Source organism: Ensifer sesbaniae (genome assembly GCF_013283665.1).
Lineage (GTDB): Bacteria > Pseudomonadota > Alphaproteobacteria > Rhizobiales > Rhizobiaceae > Ensifer > Ensifer sesbaniae.
Window position 1 is genome coordinate 1,205,054 of sequence record NZ_JABEKU010000002.1, and the last position, 15,348, is coordinate 1,220,401.

At 59.2% G+C, this 15,348-nt stretch carries 11 protein-coding genes and 3 pseudogenes; 8 read left to right on the top strand and 6 right to left on the bottom strand.

What is annotated here, in order from left to right:
* Positions 1-80: 80 nt before the first annotated feature.
* Genes BHMPCIPO_RS23265 through BHMPCIPO_RS23275 form a run of 3 tightly spaced genes read left to right on the top strand, consistent with a single transcriptional unit; the run spans position 81 to position 3,546 of the window.
* A complete protein-coding gene (locus tag BHMPCIPO_RS23265) occupies positions 81-1,031 on the top strand; it encodes an ABC transporter permease (RefSeq protein WP_173519173.1) in 951 nt (316 codons plus the stop codon).
* Positions 1,028-1,891 (top strand): ABC transporter permease, encoded by an 864-nt coding sequence (locus tag BHMPCIPO_RS23270; protein ID WP_173510806.1) that lies wholly within the window; start codon positions 1,028-1,030, stop codon positions 1,889-1,891. Before BHMPCIPO_RS23265 ends, BHMPCIPO_RS23270 begins: the two co-directional genes overlap by 4 nt.
* Positions 1,891-3,546, top strand: coding sequence for an ABC transporter ATP-binding protein (locus tag BHMPCIPO_RS23275; protein ID WP_173519174.1), 1,656 nt, complete (start codon positions 1,891-1,893; stop codon positions 3,544-3,546). Before BHMPCIPO_RS23270 ends, BHMPCIPO_RS23275 begins: the two co-directional genes overlap by 1 nt.
* Before the next feature lie 159 nt (positions 3,547-3,705).
* Here the strand turns inward: BHMPCIPO_RS23275 and BHMPCIPO_RS23280 are convergent, their stop codons facing one another.
* A complete protein-coding gene (locus BHMPCIPO_RS23280) occupies positions 3,706-4,182 on the bottom strand; it encodes an Lrp/AsnC family transcriptional regulator (RefSeq protein WP_173519175.1) in 477 nt (158 codons plus the stop codon).
* Between the two features lie 235 nt (positions 4,183-4,417).
* Between BHMPCIPO_RS23280 and BHMPCIPO_RS23285 the strand changes: the two genes are divergently transcribed.
* A complete protein-coding gene (locus BHMPCIPO_RS23285; RefSeq protein ID WP_173519176.1) occupies positions 4,418-5,743 on the top strand; it encodes an NAD(P)/FAD-dependent oxidoreductase in 1,326 nt (441 codons plus the stop codon).
* A gap of 594 nt (positions 5,744-6,337) precedes the next feature.
* Here the strand turns inward: BHMPCIPO_RS23285 and BHMPCIPO_RS23290 are convergent.
* Both BHMPCIPO_RS23290 and BHMPCIPO_RS23295 read right to left on the bottom strand, forming a co-directional pair.
* The gene (locus BHMPCIPO_RS23290) at positions 6,338-6,628 is read right to left on the bottom strand and encodes a type II toxin-antitoxin system RelE/ParE family toxin (protein WP_173519177.1); all 291 of its coding nucleotides are present in this window, start codon (positions 6,626-6,628) and stop codon (positions 6,338-6,340) included.
* Complete coding sequence (locus BHMPCIPO_RS23295; protein WP_173519178.1) at positions 6,616-6,894, bottom strand: CopG family ribbon-helix-helix protein; 279 nt, start codon at positions 6,892-6,894, stop codon at positions 6,616-6,618. The genes BHMPCIPO_RS23290 and BHMPCIPO_RS23295 overlap by 13 nt, the downstream gene beginning before the upstream one ends.
* Before the next feature lie 68 nt (positions 6,895-6,962).
* Between BHMPCIPO_RS23295 and BHMPCIPO_RS23300 the strand changes: the two are divergent.
* Positions 6,963-7,082, top strand: a pseudogene (locus BHMPCIPO_RS23300) (fumarylacetoacetate hydrolase family protein); the annotation flags it as partial.
* A 181-nt stretch (positions 7,083-7,263) separates the two neighbouring features.
* Positions 7,264-7,929, top strand: a pseudogene (locus BHMPCIPO_RS23305) (DUF433 domain-containing protein).
* 961 nt (positions 7,930-8,890) lie between these two features.
* Here the strand turns inward: BHMPCIPO_RS23305 and BHMPCIPO_RS23310 are convergent.
* Positions 8,891-10,008, bottom strand: a pseudogene (locus tag BHMPCIPO_RS23310) (IS110 family RNA-guided transposase).
* 276 nt (positions 10,009-10,284) lie between these two features.
* On the opposite strand from BHMPCIPO_RS23310, the gene BHMPCIPO_RS23315 reads away from it, so the two are divergent.
* Entirely contained in the window at positions 10,285-11,739 is a 1,455-nt protein-coding gene (locus BHMPCIPO_RS23315) for a TrkH family potassium uptake protein (RefSeq protein ID WP_173519179.1), read from the top strand.
* On the opposite strand, the gene BHMPCIPO_RS33510 is transcribed toward BHMPCIPO_RS23315, so the two are convergent.
* Positions 11,740-12,513 (bottom strand): glycosyltransferase, encoded by a 774-nt coding sequence (locus tag BHMPCIPO_RS33510; protein ID WP_282439094.1) that lies wholly within the window; start codon positions 12,511-12,513, stop codon positions 11,740-11,742. It abuts the gene before it with no gap.
* A gap of 338 nt (positions 12,514-12,851) precedes the next feature.
* Positions 12,852-13,292: a hypothetical protein gene (locus tag BHMPCIPO_RS33890; RefSeq protein ID WP_376741687.1), complete on the bottom strand. Its 441-nt coding sequence runs from the start codon at positions 13,290-13,292 to the stop codon at positions 12,852-12,854.
* 524 nt (positions 13,293-13,816) lie between these two features.
* Here BHMPCIPO_RS33890 and BHMPCIPO_RS23325 point away from each other — a divergent pair.
* A complete protein-coding gene (locus BHMPCIPO_RS23325; RefSeq protein WP_173519181.1) occupies positions 13,817-15,337 on the top strand; it encodes an amino acid permease in 1,521 nt (506 codons plus the stop codon).
* The last annotated feature ends 11 nt before the right edge of the window (positions 15,338-15,348 follow it).

Consider the following 15,348-nt stretch of genomic DNA (forward strand, 5'->3'; position numbering starts at 1 on the left):
CGAACGGTCGGGGTTGCAGCCGCAGCGCTGCAGCCCTGATCCTTTTGGTTTGAAATCTCGAATGCCGAAAGGGAACGCGTGTGAACAATCGTGTCCTATCGCTCGTGTTGAGCAGATTGCTCATCGCCTTGATCACGCTGGTGATCGTCTCCTTCGCCGTGTTCTTCGCCACGACGCTCTTGCCGGGAGACACAGCGACGATCCTGCTTGGACAGGCCGCCACGCCGGAGGCAGTCGAAGGCTTGCGCAAGGCCATGCATCTCGACGACCCGGCGATCTTCCGTTTCCTGCGCTGGATCGTTGGTTTGCTGCAGGGCGACCTTGGCACCTCCTATGCCAATGAGATGCCTGTCGCGGATCTGATCGGCGGGCGCTTCATCAACACGCTGCAACTCGCGGGCGTCACCGCGCTCTTTTCCGTGCCAATCGCGCTGACGCTCGGCATCACGGCGGCGATGCTACGTGGCTCGCTGTACGACCGCGCCGTCACCGTGCTGACGATAGGGGTCATCTCCGTGCCGGAATTCATGATAGCGACCTCCGCGGTGTTGATCTTCGCCGTCTACCTGAAATGGCTGCCGGCGCTCTCCTTCGCGAACGAAGTCACGTCGCTGACAGAGCTCCTGCGCATCTATGCTATGCCGGTGATCACCCTTACCTTCGTCATCTCGGCACAAATGATCCGCATGACCCGGGCAGCGGTGATCGAGACGCTCAACACGCCCTATGTGGAGATGGCGTTGCTCAAGGGTGCCTCGCGGCCGCGCATCGTGTTTCGGCATGCGCTGCCGAACGCTCTGGGCCCGATTGTCAACGCGGTCGCGCTTTCGCTCTCATACCTGCTCGGCGGCGTCATCATTGTCGAGACGATCTTCAACTATCCAGGTATTGCCAAGCTGATGGTCGACGCCGTCGCCACTCGCGACCTGCCGCTGATCCAGAGTTGCGCGATGATCTTCTGCCTCGGCTATCTGCTCCTGATCACGGCCGCCGATATCATAGCCATCCTTTCCAATCCGAGGCTCCGATGACAATGACCAATTCTGAGACCAAGGCTGACCGGATTTCAGGAACCCGGCTTGGCTATCGCTTCAACATCATCGGCATGGTCGGTCTCTCGGTCATCCTTTTTTGGGCGTTGATCGCGATCTTCGCGCCGCTGATCATCCCCTACCCCGTCGGCGAGATCGTCGACCTCGACTACTTCGGCCCGATGAGCCGCGACTTCTGGCTCGGCTCGGATTATCTCGGCCGCGACATGCTCTCGCGAATCCTGATGGGCGCCCGCTATACGGTCGGTATCTCGCTTGCGGCAGTTACGATCGCCTGCTTCAGCGGCGTGATGCTCGGCATGTTCGCAGCGGTCGCCGGCGGCTGGCTCGACACGGTCCTGAGCCGCTTCCTCGACGCCCTCAACTCGATCCCGAGCAAGCTGTTCGGCCTTGTGGTCGTCGCTGCCGTCGGCTCCTCCATTCCCGTACTAATCCTGACGCTGTCGGTGATCTATATCCCCGGCGCGTACCGTTTCGCCCGCGCGCTTGCCGTCAACATCAACGCGATGGATTTCATCACCGTCGCCCGCATCCGTGGCGAAAGCACGCTCTATCTCATCCGCTCGGAAATCCTGCCGAACATCGTCGGACCAGTACTTGCCGACCTTGGCATCCGCTTCGTCTTCATCGTTCTCCTGCTCTCCGGCCTCTCCTTCCTCGGCCTCGGCGTCCAGCCGCCTTACGCAGACTGGGGGGCTCTCGTGCGTGAGAATATCGGCGGCCTGCCCTTTGGTGCACCGGCGGTGATGGCTCCCTCCTTTGCGATCGCCAGCCTCACCATCAGCGTCAACCTGCTGATCGACAACCTGCCCAAGAAGATCCGCGATCGGAGCGAATGATGGTAAATCTCGTAGAAATCCGCGACCTGAAGGTCGAAGCCACCACCGATTCCGGCCGCCGCGTCGAGATCATCAACGGCGTCAGCTTCGACATCGCTGAGGGCGAGATCGTGGCGCTGATCGGCGAAAGCGGCTCCGGCAAGACGACGATCGCACTCACGCTGATGGGCCATGCCCGTCCCGGCTGTCGCATCTCCGGCGGCAGCGTCTCAGTCGCCGGAAAGGATATGGTGACGCTGAGCGAAAAGCAGCGCGCCAGGGTACGCGGCACCGAGGTCACCTATGTTCCGCAATCAGCCGCCGCCGCATTCAACCCGGCCACCACAATCATGGACCAGGTGATCGAGGTCACCCGCATCCATGGGATTATGTCGTCCGACGAGGCGCGCGCCCGCGCAGTGGATCTCTTCCGAGCGCTGTCGCTACCAGAGCCCGAAACGATTGGTAGGCGCTATCCGCACCAGGTCTCCGGCGGCCAGTTGCAGCGGCTTTCAGCGGCGATGGCACTGATCGGGGACCCGAAGCTCGTCATCTTCGACGAGCCAACGACGGCGCTCGACGTGACGACGCAGATCGAGGTGCTGCGCGCCTTCAAGTCGGTCATGAAGAAAGGCGGCATCGCCGGCGTTTACGTCTCGCACGACCTCGCCGTGGTCGCCCAGATCGCCGATCGGATCGTCGTCTTGAAAGGCGGCGAGACCAAGGAGATCGGCACGACCGAAGAGATCCTCAATGGCGCGAAGCACCCGTACACGCGGGAGCTGCTCGCCGCCTTCGAGCCGAAACCCCGTGGCGCTGCGGGCGCGGCCGAGAGTGGTCCGGCCCCGTTGCTCGAAATCGAAAATCTCATCGCAGGCTACGGCCAGGTTCAGGCCGACGGCCTGCCGCTCGTGCGCGCGGTCGAGCATGTCAGTCTCAAGGTGGAGAAGGGGCGCAACCTCGGTATCATCGGCGAGTCCGGTTGCGGCAAGTCGACGCTCGCTCGCACCATCGCCGGCATATTGCCGGCCGCTGTCGGCAAGATCGTTTTCGACGGCAAGGAACTCGGTCGCAGCGCCCGCGAGCGCTCGCGCGATGAACTACGCGAAATGCAGATCGTCTTCCAATATGCCGATACGGCGCTTAATCCGGCGAAATCCGTCGAGGACATCTTAGCCCGGCCACTTACCTTCTATCACGGGATGAATGCCAAGGCGCGTAGCGCACGCATCGATGAGCTGCTCGACATGGTGCGTCTGCCGCGCAACCTGCGTCATCGCCGCCCGGGCGAGCTTTCCGGCGGCCAGAAGCAGCGCGTCAACTTCGCCCGCGCGCTTGCCGCCGACCCGAAGCTGATCCTTTGCGACGAAATCACCTCGGCGCTCGATACGGTGGTCGCCGCCGCCGTCATCGATCTCCTCAAGGAATTGCAGCGCGAGCTCGGTCTTTCCTACATCTTCATCAGCCATGACCTCTCCGTGGTGGAGTCGATCTGCGACGAGATCGTCGTGATGTATGGCGGCAGAAAGGTAGAGGAAATCTCGCCGGCGAAGATCAAGACACCTGAGCATCCCTATTCGCAGTTGCTCTTCTCGTCGGTGCCGAGGCTCGATCCCACGTGGCTCGATGGGCTCGAACAGGATCCGGAGCTCGTGCGAGCCTATCGCCAGCGCTGAGGCGCCGGCTCATTCCAACCTGCTGGCCATCGCCTCAGTCCGAAGAAGGACCGAAGGAGACGCGGACGAAACATCATACCTTGTCAGGTGCGGCTCCGGAGGAGCGGGCCAGATCGCAGGCGCCCGCTGCGCAAGCCGGCGCAAGCCGATCCGAAGATTCTACATCCGAAACAGGCTGGTCAGTGGCATGTGCACCTTGACGATCGGCGACTTCAAGACGACGAAACTAAAATACTTGTCGATGCCGACGTCCATGTCGGTGAGGCGCTCCATGATCGTCTGGTATTCGCCGATCCCGGCCGTGACGAATTTCAGGAGATAGTCGTAGCCGCCGGACACCAGATGGCATTCGATCACTTGGTCGACCTTCTCTATCGCCGCAAGGAAGCGGGCGAAGTCGATCTGCCGGTGGTTCTTCAGCGTGATCTCGGTGAAGACCGTAAGGGTTTGCCCGAGCTTGCTGACGTTGATCTGCGCTGAGTAGCCCTCGATATAGCCCTCCGACTGCAGCTTCTTGACCCGCATGAGGCATGGGCTCGGGGAAAGATTGACGAGCTCTGCAAGCTCCACATTGGTGATGCGGCCATTCTTCTGCAGTTCGTACAGAATCTTGATGTCGATCCGGTCGAGTTTCATGGCGGGCCTTTCCCCTTGCTGAAGTGGCCAACGGCGCAGCAGATTGTGCTGCGATTTTCCCGACGATGACCTTAACACATTGGAGAGGCGTGTCGATTTGGTTTGGGACAGTGGGCCAAAGCAGAAAGGGCGGCATTGCTCCTGCAAGACGGCATCTTCTGCTGCGCTTCGGCCATACTCCGGCAACGCCTTCGCGCCCAAGCCGCTAGACTGCGCTCGAAACGGAGGTCCCGCCATGCCCGCACCACTGAAACTCGTCGACACAACTCCGCAGTTGCCCGATGCCGCCGATGCCGTGGTAATCGGCGGCGGCATTGTCGGCGTGTTCGCGGCCTATTACCTTGCCCGCCGCGGATTGAACGTCGCCCTCGTCGAGAAGGGACGGATCGGCGCGGAACAGTCGAGTCGCAACTGGGGCTGGTGCCGCCAGCAGAACCGGGACGCCCGTGAATTGCCGATGGCGACGAAGAGCCTCGATCTTTGGGAGCGTTTCGCCGCCGAGAGCGGCGAGGTCACCGGTTTCCGCCGCTGTGGGCTGCTCTACCTCAGCAATAGCGAAGAGGAACTGGCCGGCTGGGCACGCTGGCGCGATTTCGCCCGGACCGTCGGCGTCACCACCCATATGCTCGACAGCGCCCAGGCGACCGAGCGCGGCCGCGCAACCGGCAAGCCATGGAAGGGCGGCGTCTTTTCGCCGAGCGACGGCACCGCCGATCCGGCAAGCGCGGCACCCGCGGTCGCGCGTGCGATCCTCAAACTTGGCGGCACCGTGCACCAGTCCTGCGCCGCCCGCGGCATCGAGACAGAAGGCGGTCGCCTATCCGGTGTCGTCACCGAGCATGGCACCATCCGCACGAAAACGGCCGTCCTCGCCGGCGGCGCCTGGGCCTCCTCCTTCTGCCGCCAGCTCGATATCCGCTTTCCCCAAGCGTCTGTCCGCTCATCGATTCTCGCCGTCTCGCCGGGCGCCATCGGCCTTCCGGATGCGCTGCATACGGCCGCTGTTTCGGTGACGCGCCGCGCCGACGGCGGCTATACACTCGCCATCAGCGGCCGCGGCCGCGTCGACCCGACGCCACAGCAATTGCGCTTCGCGCCGCAGTTTCTGCCGATGTTTGCCCGGCGCTGGCGCAGCCTTGCACGCGGCGGCCTTGAAGGTTTGCGCTCCGGTCACGAGAGCCTCACCCGTTGGCGCATCGATGCTCCGACGCCAATGGAGCGTATGCGCATCCTTGATCCCGCAGTCGACAAGGCCACCATTCGCCTCACTCACTCACGCGCGGTCGAGCTGTTGCCTGACCTGAAGAACACCAGCATCGCCGCCGCATGGGCCGGCTACATTGACAGCACGCCCGACGGTGTGCCGTGCATCGGCGAAATCGCCACCATACCAGGCTTCATCCTGGCCGCCGGCTTCAGTGGGCACGGCTTCGGCATTGGTCCTGGCGCCGGTCACCTGATCGCCGACATCGTCACCGGTGACGAGCCAATCGTCGACCCCCGCGCGTACCATCCGGACCGCTTCCGAAAATCCGTCTGGGGTAAGGTCGCCGATTTCTAGTCACCTGAATCCATAGTTCGGTCATTGTTTTTTGGCAGAATCGTTTGACGGCGGCGAGGATGCTGAGCGTCGATCAAGCGAGGACCAGTCCACCGGAAGGAAGCCGTAGCGGGACGTCATCCCTCGTCGACGAAATGCAGATCAGAGCTTGCAAGTTCAAACCCGCCTTGACGGCATGCCATAAAGCAGTTCCGCCGGCGCTGAAACCAATCCCGAGGCACGAAGGGCTCTCTTCACGACGGCTCTGGACGGCCCGCTCTAAACCATCACCCTTAAAAAGATGGTTGTGAAGCTCCTCTCCGCTCAGATCCGGCCGTCCACTTACGTCAGCTAGTGCAGATTTCGGTGTTCGAAGCGAACAAGCGGTTCAAATACGTTTGGACAACCACGAATGAATGTCTCCACCACCAACCAAATCTCGTATCCGGGACATTAATCAAACCTGGCTTCATCAGAGTGGCAGCTTTGCACCGCTAGAGTGCTTGCGATACCTAAGATGGCCATTCCAGTCGATACATTATGCGTTCTTCGGGCGGGTGAACCACTGCGGCCCGTTGGCCTTCGCTGATAACCAGACCAACAGCCGGTCTACCCTCAGAAGCCAGCTTCTTTCTGATGCCGCACGGCGAGGATTGTCACAACGTCGTCGTCAATGCGGTACCGTGTAATGTATCCGCTATCTCCAAAATCGATGAGCCACTCTCGATACTGATCCGGCAAATCATCAATGAGGCGCCCCAATTTTGGATGTACGCCAAGGGCTTGCACACCTGTCAGAATGGCTTCAGCCGCGCGCTTTGCTGCCAACGGGCTTTTCGGTTGCAAGAATTTTCGGAGGCGCTCAAGATCACGAACCGCTGCCTGAGAGAAGACTATTTGTGGCATTCAGGCGCAGCACTCTCGTCGTCAGCTCCCCACGTGGATAGCCAGTTTTCGACCTCAGCCGCAGTGGCATGGAGGCCGGTCGATTGATACTCCTCCCACGCCGCCAGCGTGTCCTGTCGCAATGCTTCTCGCTTCTCTTCTCGCTCGACGTATTGCGCAATCGCTTCTCGCATGATCCAGTGAGACGACCGGCGACGGATTTCAGCCAAGTGTTGAACGCGGCCCTTCAACTCATCATCGAGCTTGAGCGAAGTCGGGGATGCCATAGCAGCCGTCCTTAGTTTAAGGTAATACCAAGCGCTAAATATAAGTGCTGCGGTTTCACTTGTCTATGATCCAGCATCTCGTTTCCTACCTGTCGCAGTACACGTCGCTGCAGCCGGGCGACATCATCTCGACCGGCAAGCCGCCCGGCGTCGGCACCCAGAAGCAGTTCGCACGCGCGGACGACTGATCTTACGTCGAGGAGAACGACCGCTAACGGAAATCCCACGCCGTCGTTTCCAGACGATACATTATGCGACTTTCGACGCACAAAACAGGAACAGCACGCCCGTCCTCAATACTGACACTTTAGGGAGGTTCGGAACTCCTCGATCGCGAATTATATATTCCGCCACATCGGAAGATTTAATATGGAGGCTCAGGTGTCTGCAGTTGCGGAAATGCTGAAGGCGAGCGAGGCTCGCCGTTGTCTCACGCGTGAGCTTACGCGACATCAATCGCGTCATTGATGAGCACGTTCTGCCAGACGCCTTCGTTTCGCTCGACAATGGCCGCCACATCCTGGCGGGGGCCTGTTCACTCATCGCCTTCTATTTTGAGAGCGCACGCCGCCTTACGTCGGAGGAGCGATTGTTTGCTATCCGCACCGCAGAGGCGCGACTGGCAAAAGCGCGCACACTCCCCTGGGCGGCTCTGTTGCGCGAGGACTGGACCGTGCACCATGAGTTTCTGACGATCGATCTTATGCCCTTTATGAGAGGTGCGAGCGAACGCCTGGACGACTTGCCGCAGCGCGAGAGATCGTCACAGCCTCACCCGACGTCCTTGGCGATACGCCTGTCATCCTCGGCACCCGCGTTCCGGTCTATGATGTTGCCGCATCCGTGGCTGCTGGTCATTCGGTTGAGCGCATCCTGGAAGCCTGGCCTAGCCTGGACGCGGAGAAGATAAGGCTCGCCTCTATCTATGCGGAAGCGAACCCCTTGCGCGGCCGGCCCCGCGTCTCCCGCGACATTCCCGAAGGCTCGGTCATCCCCACGGATCGTCGCGTCCCCCGCCGTAGGAAGACGGGATGAAGTTTCTGATCGACGAGTGCCTCAGTCCTCAACTGGCAAAAATGGCAATCGAAAGGGCCACGGCGAAGGCGGCCTGAAGGACCGGGAGCTCAAACCGATCATTCTCGAAGGCGACTGGACATTTGTCACGAAAACTCGGTCGATTTCCGGGGACCAAAAGACAAGCCAGGCACCAAGGGACAATATGCCGACGTCGCCATCCATGCCGGGCTGATCTGCCTTAACGGCCCACCCGGCATGGACCTCGACATGCAATTGAGTTGTTCGAGCAGGCATTGATCGAGCTCGACAATGACGATGATCTCATCAATCGGGTGTTGGAGATTTCCCTCGAAGACGAAGACCTGCGCGTGCTTCGCTACGCTCTGCCGAAAGAATAGTCAAAAAGGGCGCGCGCACCCCTCGACTTTCATCTGAGCCTCGACGCCCAACGTGTGTTCGGAAACCGCGGAAGATCTTTTCTACATAATTGCCAAAATCGGGGCTCTTGAGATCCCATCAGGGGTGAGTAGCGGCCAGCACCGTGGCAGAGTGAGGTCGCTAGAAAACTCTCTGGAGGCCAACCATGCCGATGACACCAGATCAAACTCAAGCACCGACCGCTACCCCCATCGATCTTGGCGCAATTTTCGTTTCGTTGGAATTCTTATGTTCATTTGCAAGTGGCGTAACCACGACTGTTCGCCCCGCCAACAATGGCTGGTCCTTTAGGGTGTAGCTAATGCGCAATGTAGGAGACAGGGCGTCAAGACGACGGTTTGCAAACTCTTATACGCGGGTTGAATACCGCATTTCGGTGTGTACGCCTGGGGCTGCTTCTCTCTGAGCACGGGCATCGACGTCGTCGGCCACTCAATTCCATCGAAGATTCCCCGACCAGGGCCCTGCCTCCAACATTGGGCATCAGCAGATGATCGATGTTTGCCCTCCTTCTAATGCGCGCTCTATGCGGGGCGCTTGGCTAAGCTTGATGAACTGGTTGCACTTCCTGGCCAATAGCCCAGAGGAATGCCGCCATTTCTCGCGCGATCGCGGTGATCGCGACGGCCTTTGCTTGCCCGCGAGGGTCATTTTTCGATAGCGTGAGCAGAGGCGGAGCTGACCTTTCCAGGCTATTTCGCGAACGCTTCTCGACGGCCTTCCAACTGCGCTTGCTTGGATCGACTTACCCGCGCAGGGAAGCGGTAAGCCCATGCGCCTTCAACCAGCAGGCGACGGGCCCGAGAGTTCCCGGCCTTAGTGATGCCACCACGTTTGATATGTTCACCTGTCGAGCTCTCTGACGGAACGAGGCCAAGAAAGGCCATCAGCTGGCGGGGGTTTTCGAAGCGGCGGATGTCGCCAATTTCGGCAACAAAGACGACGGCGGCAATCAACGACACGCCCCGCAGCGCCTGATTAGGCTTCAACAACAGGAGCCATCGTCCAGGATTTGACAGTCTCCGATATCAGATCGGTCAGAGGCTTCAACCGCACCTCGGCATCCTCGATCGCCTGGCAGTATTCCTTGAGCACGATGAAGTGCGCCGGATGCTCGAACTTCAGAGTCGATATCCACCGCATATGCGCCAGCGACCAGGATGAGCGGCCCGAATAGACGCGGCCATGTCGAAGGAGGAACGACTGAAGCTGCTGACGCGCCCGCTTTTGAGCCTCCTGTGCTGCTTCTCGGGCCCGCACGAGATCGCGCATAGCCTCGTGCCCGCGGTCAGGCACCCAAACCGCTGTCAGCTCACCCGCACGATGTAACCGCGCCAAGCTGACCGCATCGCGCCGGTTTGTCTTCACTCGATCTCCGGGACGCTTGGGAATTAGTGCCGGTGCCACCACCACACAATCATGGTCCATCTCGCTGAGCTGGCGGTAGAGTTCGTAACCTGTAGGCCCTGCCTCGTAGCAGAAGTGGAGCTTAGCTCCTCGCTTGGCCAGCTTTTGCACGACATTCGCCACCGACGCCGGATCTGAGGGTATGTCCCCAAAAAATCTTACCTCACCACCCCGCTCGCCATCTGCGACTGCTACAGAAATCTTCAGTTTCGCGACGTCCAGACCGACGAAACGTCTGCTATGCTGATCCATGGTTCATCCTCGCTAAGCTTGGGGCTCGGCTTCGGCCACTCCGAAGCAACCCCCGATCTCAGCTTACGGCGAGGGTGAGCCGCCTTCACCCCGAGAACATACGGTCTGAGCGGAATCGAACTGCAGACCCGCAATTCACCAGTTCAAGGTGGCCCGGCTCGACGAGGATCGCCCGGCAACCACAAACCGCTGGATCCCCGCTTAGGCCTTGTTGTTCATTGACCTCTTCACAAGGAAGCGTCACGTTCGAACAAAATCCAGGACCAGGGGCCATTCATGTCAGCTGAAACCTATAGATCCGCGCTCCACGTTGCAGCGGTGTTCGGCTTTTACCTGTGCTGCGCGATGCTGGTGCCTGCCTTCGTGGACTTTTATACCGGGCACCCGGATTGGATGGTGTTTACGCGGGCGGCGATTTTCTGTGGCGGTTTCTGCGGTGCGGCCGCGCTTGCGACACGCGACACCCCACCTCCATTGAACCGCAAGACCGGGTTCTTGCTGGTAAACCTGCTCTGGGTGGTGTTCTCGTTGATCGGTGCCATCCCGTTGTGGCTGTCATCTAAAGATATGAGCCTGATGAAAGCTATATTCGAGTCCGCGTCGGCCGTCACCACGACCGGATCGACGGTCATGACCGGGCTCGATTATGCGCCACCTGGAATCTTGCTTTGGCGATCGATGCTGCAATGGTTCGGCGGCATTGGAATTGTCGCTCTTGGACTTTTCGTCATGCCGTTCTTGAGACTTGGCGGCATTTCCTTCTTCCGTATGGAATCGTCCGACACAAACGAGAAAGTCTTTGCGCGCATTGCCACCTTTATGCGGGCGTTCGTCGTCATCTACATCGCCATCACGCTCGTCTGTTTTACGGTGTACCACGTCCTTGGCATGACGCAGTTCGACGCGCTCAATCACGCCATGACGACGGTGGCTACGGGCGGTTTTTCGACGCACGATGCTTCGTTTGGATACTTCCAAAGCGTGCCGCTGCTGTGGGCCTCGACCTTTTTTATGACGCTATGCAGCCTGCCGTTCTCCATTCTTATTCTCTTTCTTGTCAAGCGAAGTGCCAAAGCCCTGCAGGACCCGCAAATCCTCGTGTTCCTGGGGTACCTCACCGTCGCGGCGTTCCTGCTCGCCGCTTATCACAGGTTCACCAACGGCGTGCCGTTCGGCGTGGCTTTGTCGCACGCCTTTTTCAATCTCGCTTCTATTTTGTCGACTTGCGGGTACGCGAGCGAAGACTATACCCTCTGGGGTAGTTTCGCGGTAATCTTGATGTTCTTTGCGACTTTCGCCGGGGGATGCTCGGGGTCTACGGCCGGAGGGATAAAGGCCTACCGCTTCGTCATTATCTTCGGGACCGTAAAACCCGCGATCACTCGCATTCTTTATCCAAACAGCGTCATGACGGTTCGATACGGTGAAGCAACTGTCGACGCCGATATGCAGCGGGCCGTCCTTCTGTTCTTCGCCGTCTTCATAACGTTGTGGGCGCTGGGCAGCCTTGCCCTGGCCGCATTGGGCTATGATATCCTTACGGCGACCTCAGGTGTAATCACCGCACTTTCCAACGTCGGCCCCGGGGTTGGACCGGTGATCGGACCTGCCGGCAACTTCGCGACCCTGTCGGATCCAGCCCTCGGCGTGCTCACGGTGTTGATGATCATGGGTCGCTTGGAGGTGATGACGGTCCTCGTCTTTTTCTCTCCGTTCTTCTGGAGAAGTTGATCACGATCCCGATCTATGCGTCGTGTCGAGGTCCTCCAGGATGCGAATGGCGCGCTGAACGCCACCCTCGCCTCGCATCTCCAAGCCGACTTTTGACGCACCGGAGCGAATCCGCGGATCGTCGACTGCCCGGAGGGCAGCGATGATCTTTTCGACCGTGAGGTGCTTCATGTCGAGTGGCGGCGGCCCCGCCTCCAAAGCGCACACACGATGCGCCCAGAAGGGCTGATCCCCAAAAAAAGGGCAAATTATCGACGGCTTCCCGGCGCGTAAGGCTGCGGCAGTCGTTCCCGCTCCTCCGTGATGAATTACCGCATCGGCTCGCGGAAATAGCTGATCATGCGGAGCATATTCGATCGGGAAGATGCGGTCCGAACCAGCCACGTTTCCAAGAGCGCCGCCTGTGGCGAGAATCGCGCGCTTGCCGATTCGGCTGGTTGCCTCCACGAATATGGCGGCGAGTTTTTCACCGTCGAGGTTCGGCATGCTTCCAAACCCCACAAAAATTGGCGCAGGCCCTCCGGCGAGAAACGCCTCAAGCTCGGCCGACGGTTTCCAGTCCGGATCGTCAAGCCACCACGTGCCTGTGACATGAACATCCTGCCCCCAGTCTGGGGGGCTGGGCACGAGAAATCGACTATAGGCGTAGAGCGTCCGCGCTGGCTTTCGCGGTGGTGCCGAGCATTGGGGGAGCCCCAGCGACTTCTTCCTCCACTGAGCCAGGTTTTTCGCAAACAGTCGCTGCGAGGACCATTCGGTCAACCTGTGGCTCATCCGGTTCAATGGCCCCAATGTGTGGAACGGGAAAGATATGGAATTCGCCCCTCAACTCTGAGACGTCTCCGCCGCAACGGTAGGCTCGACGTGGAGGGAAATCGTGTGTGCTACGCACCGATTGTTGCATGGCCTCGCCGCCAGCGGCTCGTCGGGGCCATACTTCCCTTGGATCAGATATCCCGCGCAAGAATACTGGCCGCTGCTGATCGCTCGCAGTCACTCGGGCCGAGTGTAGCAGTCTTATCTGGTAGGCACTTCCGGGGAGGCAAGGCAGCAGTGCTCAAGCTCGCCTCGGTCAGCGCCCTCTTCCGATGGAGCATTTCAGCGCTACCTACCTAGACTCGAAAAATCATCATCGCGTTCAACAGCATGGCGAACAATCCGGGACCCGGTGCAGCCACTTCACGAACGCATTCGGCGACAACCGCGGCGCGCACCGTAGCTCCAGAATGGCAACTGCACACAAGCTGATGCATATCCAGGTCGCTCAACTCGAAGAACCGCTTTGTCTCCCCGTAAGTATCACCACCAAGACCGTCAGCGCGCAGGACGGAATCCTCAAAGGCCACGGTAAGGGGAGAATTGTCGCTTCGCATCCCATCCCGTATTGCAGCCGGTCGGTACTCGGTCTCCGAAAGCGTGTTGAGGTACCGATCAGGTGTTCTTTCCAAGAGCTCTACCCATCGAGCTAGACGCTCGCCCCGCGTCAATGCGCGACGCATATTTGTATGGACATCGGCTATCCTCTGAAGCCGTTCTCGTGTTTGATGCTCCATTGTCGCCTCCCACTGTTCTACAGTTCGCGCCCAGGCATATGCCCAGCTGCAGCGCCCGCTTCAGGGGAAATTTACTTCCCCTGCAGTGTATTCGTCGGATTGCTACCGATCGAGTAGGATATCACAGCTTTGCCTGAGTCACGAATCCAGCGTAAACCGAAGCGGCTGTCGGGGTCAGGCGAAATTATATTTGTATAGCGCGCTGATTCTTAACTATCGAAGCAGAAGCAGCGTCCTTTTAATACTATCTCAGTACCAAATCGCGCTTCTGTACCACGAGCGCGCTATCATGCGTTTATAGTTTCTCATTTTCCGCGCAAAGGAAACGACCAACATTTGACAAATCAGCTGGTTAGGCGTGAAGTTGTTTTTGAAGTGCTGCGGAAGCTGCGGCGTAATTGAGATTTTCTTTGCATAAAGTCCTCGAAAGGTGAACTTGTCCGGCGACGGCTCATACCAACCTAATTCCGCTTCGTCGCACCGCGTTTCCGCGTACACGTTTACTCTGATCGGGAGGCACGGTCATGGCCAATGATAGCAGGGAGCACGAGGGCGGCGTAACCTACCACGTGCCCGGTCAAGAGTACTTCGAAAGGCGAGGATTGAGGCGCCACGCGGGCGTCTTTTCACTTTGGGCCCTCGGCGTGGGCGCTGTCATTTCCGGCGACTTTTCAGGTTGGAACCTCGGTTTTGCAGTGGGTGGCTGGGGCGGGATGTTCGTCGGCACCATTCTTATCACGATGATGTATCTCGGCCTTACCTATTCTATCGCCGAAATGAGTCCTGCTCTGCCGCATACAGGCGGCGCGTACTCTTTCGCGCGAACTGCTTTCGGGCCGTGGGGTGGCTTCATAACCGGCGTAGCGGAGAATATCGAATATGTACTCACGCCGGCGGTGGTTGTGTTCTTTATCGGCGCATACCTCACCGGAATTTTTGAGACACCACAAAGCTTCCAACCGGTCTGGTGGCTGATCGGCTATATTATCTTCGTCGGCCTCAATGTTCGGGGCGTCGAGCTTTCATTCGCGGTGACGATGGTCGTCACGCTGGTCGCGCTGGCGATCCTTTGCTTGTTTTTCGTAAGCGCGATTCCGTTCATCGACTTCGGAAAATATGCAATGAATATCAGCGTCGACCCGGCGACTGGCGCGATCACGGAGCTCCCGGATGGCGGTGGGCCGTTCCTGCCGTTCGGCGTCTATGGTGTGCTGGCCTCAATGCCCTTCGCCGTATGGCTTTTTCTTGCCATCGAACAACTACCGCTCGCCGCCGAAGAGTCCGTCGAACCAAAGCGTGATATGCCGAGGGGCATCATGCTCGGCATGTTCACATTGATTGCCACAGGCTTCCTGGTGCTGATTATCAATCCGGCAATTCCAGACGGTGCCTTCAAGCTCGGCTCTTCGGGCGAGCCAATCCTCGATGGCTTCCGCGCGATCTATGGGGCCGGATGGGCTAAGATTCTCGCACTGTTCGCAGTCGCTGGGCTGATTGCCAGTTTCCACGCGATCATCTTCGCCTTCGGGCGGCAGATATATTCGCTTTCGCGCGCCGGCTATTTTCCACATTTCCTGTCGGTGACGCACGGACAACACAAGACGCCCAACACTGCGTTGGTCGCCGGTGCGCTGGTAGGCTACCTTGTGATGTTGGTCGTGTGGTTCACTCAAGGAGGTGAGTTGGCGGGGTCATTCATCGGGGGCGTGCTTCTGAACATGGCGGTATTCGGTGCAATGTTCTCCTACCTCCTGCAGGGGCTGACCTTCATTCAACTGCGGCGCGCTTTCCCGCATATCGAACGGCCATATCGTAGTCCGTTCGGTGTGCCGGGCGCGGCGCTCACCGTGGTCATTGCACTTGTCACGATCTTCTTCCAGCTCACCGATCCACTCTATCAGAAAGGCATCATCGGGGTGGCTATCTGGTACGCCCTCGCAATCCTCTATTTCGCCGTCTACGGCCGCAAGACGCTGGTTTATTCGCCCGAGGAAGAGTTTGCGGTCAAGCAGCGAGAGGGCGCCGCATCGATGCAGCACAGGTGAAACTTGAGCGG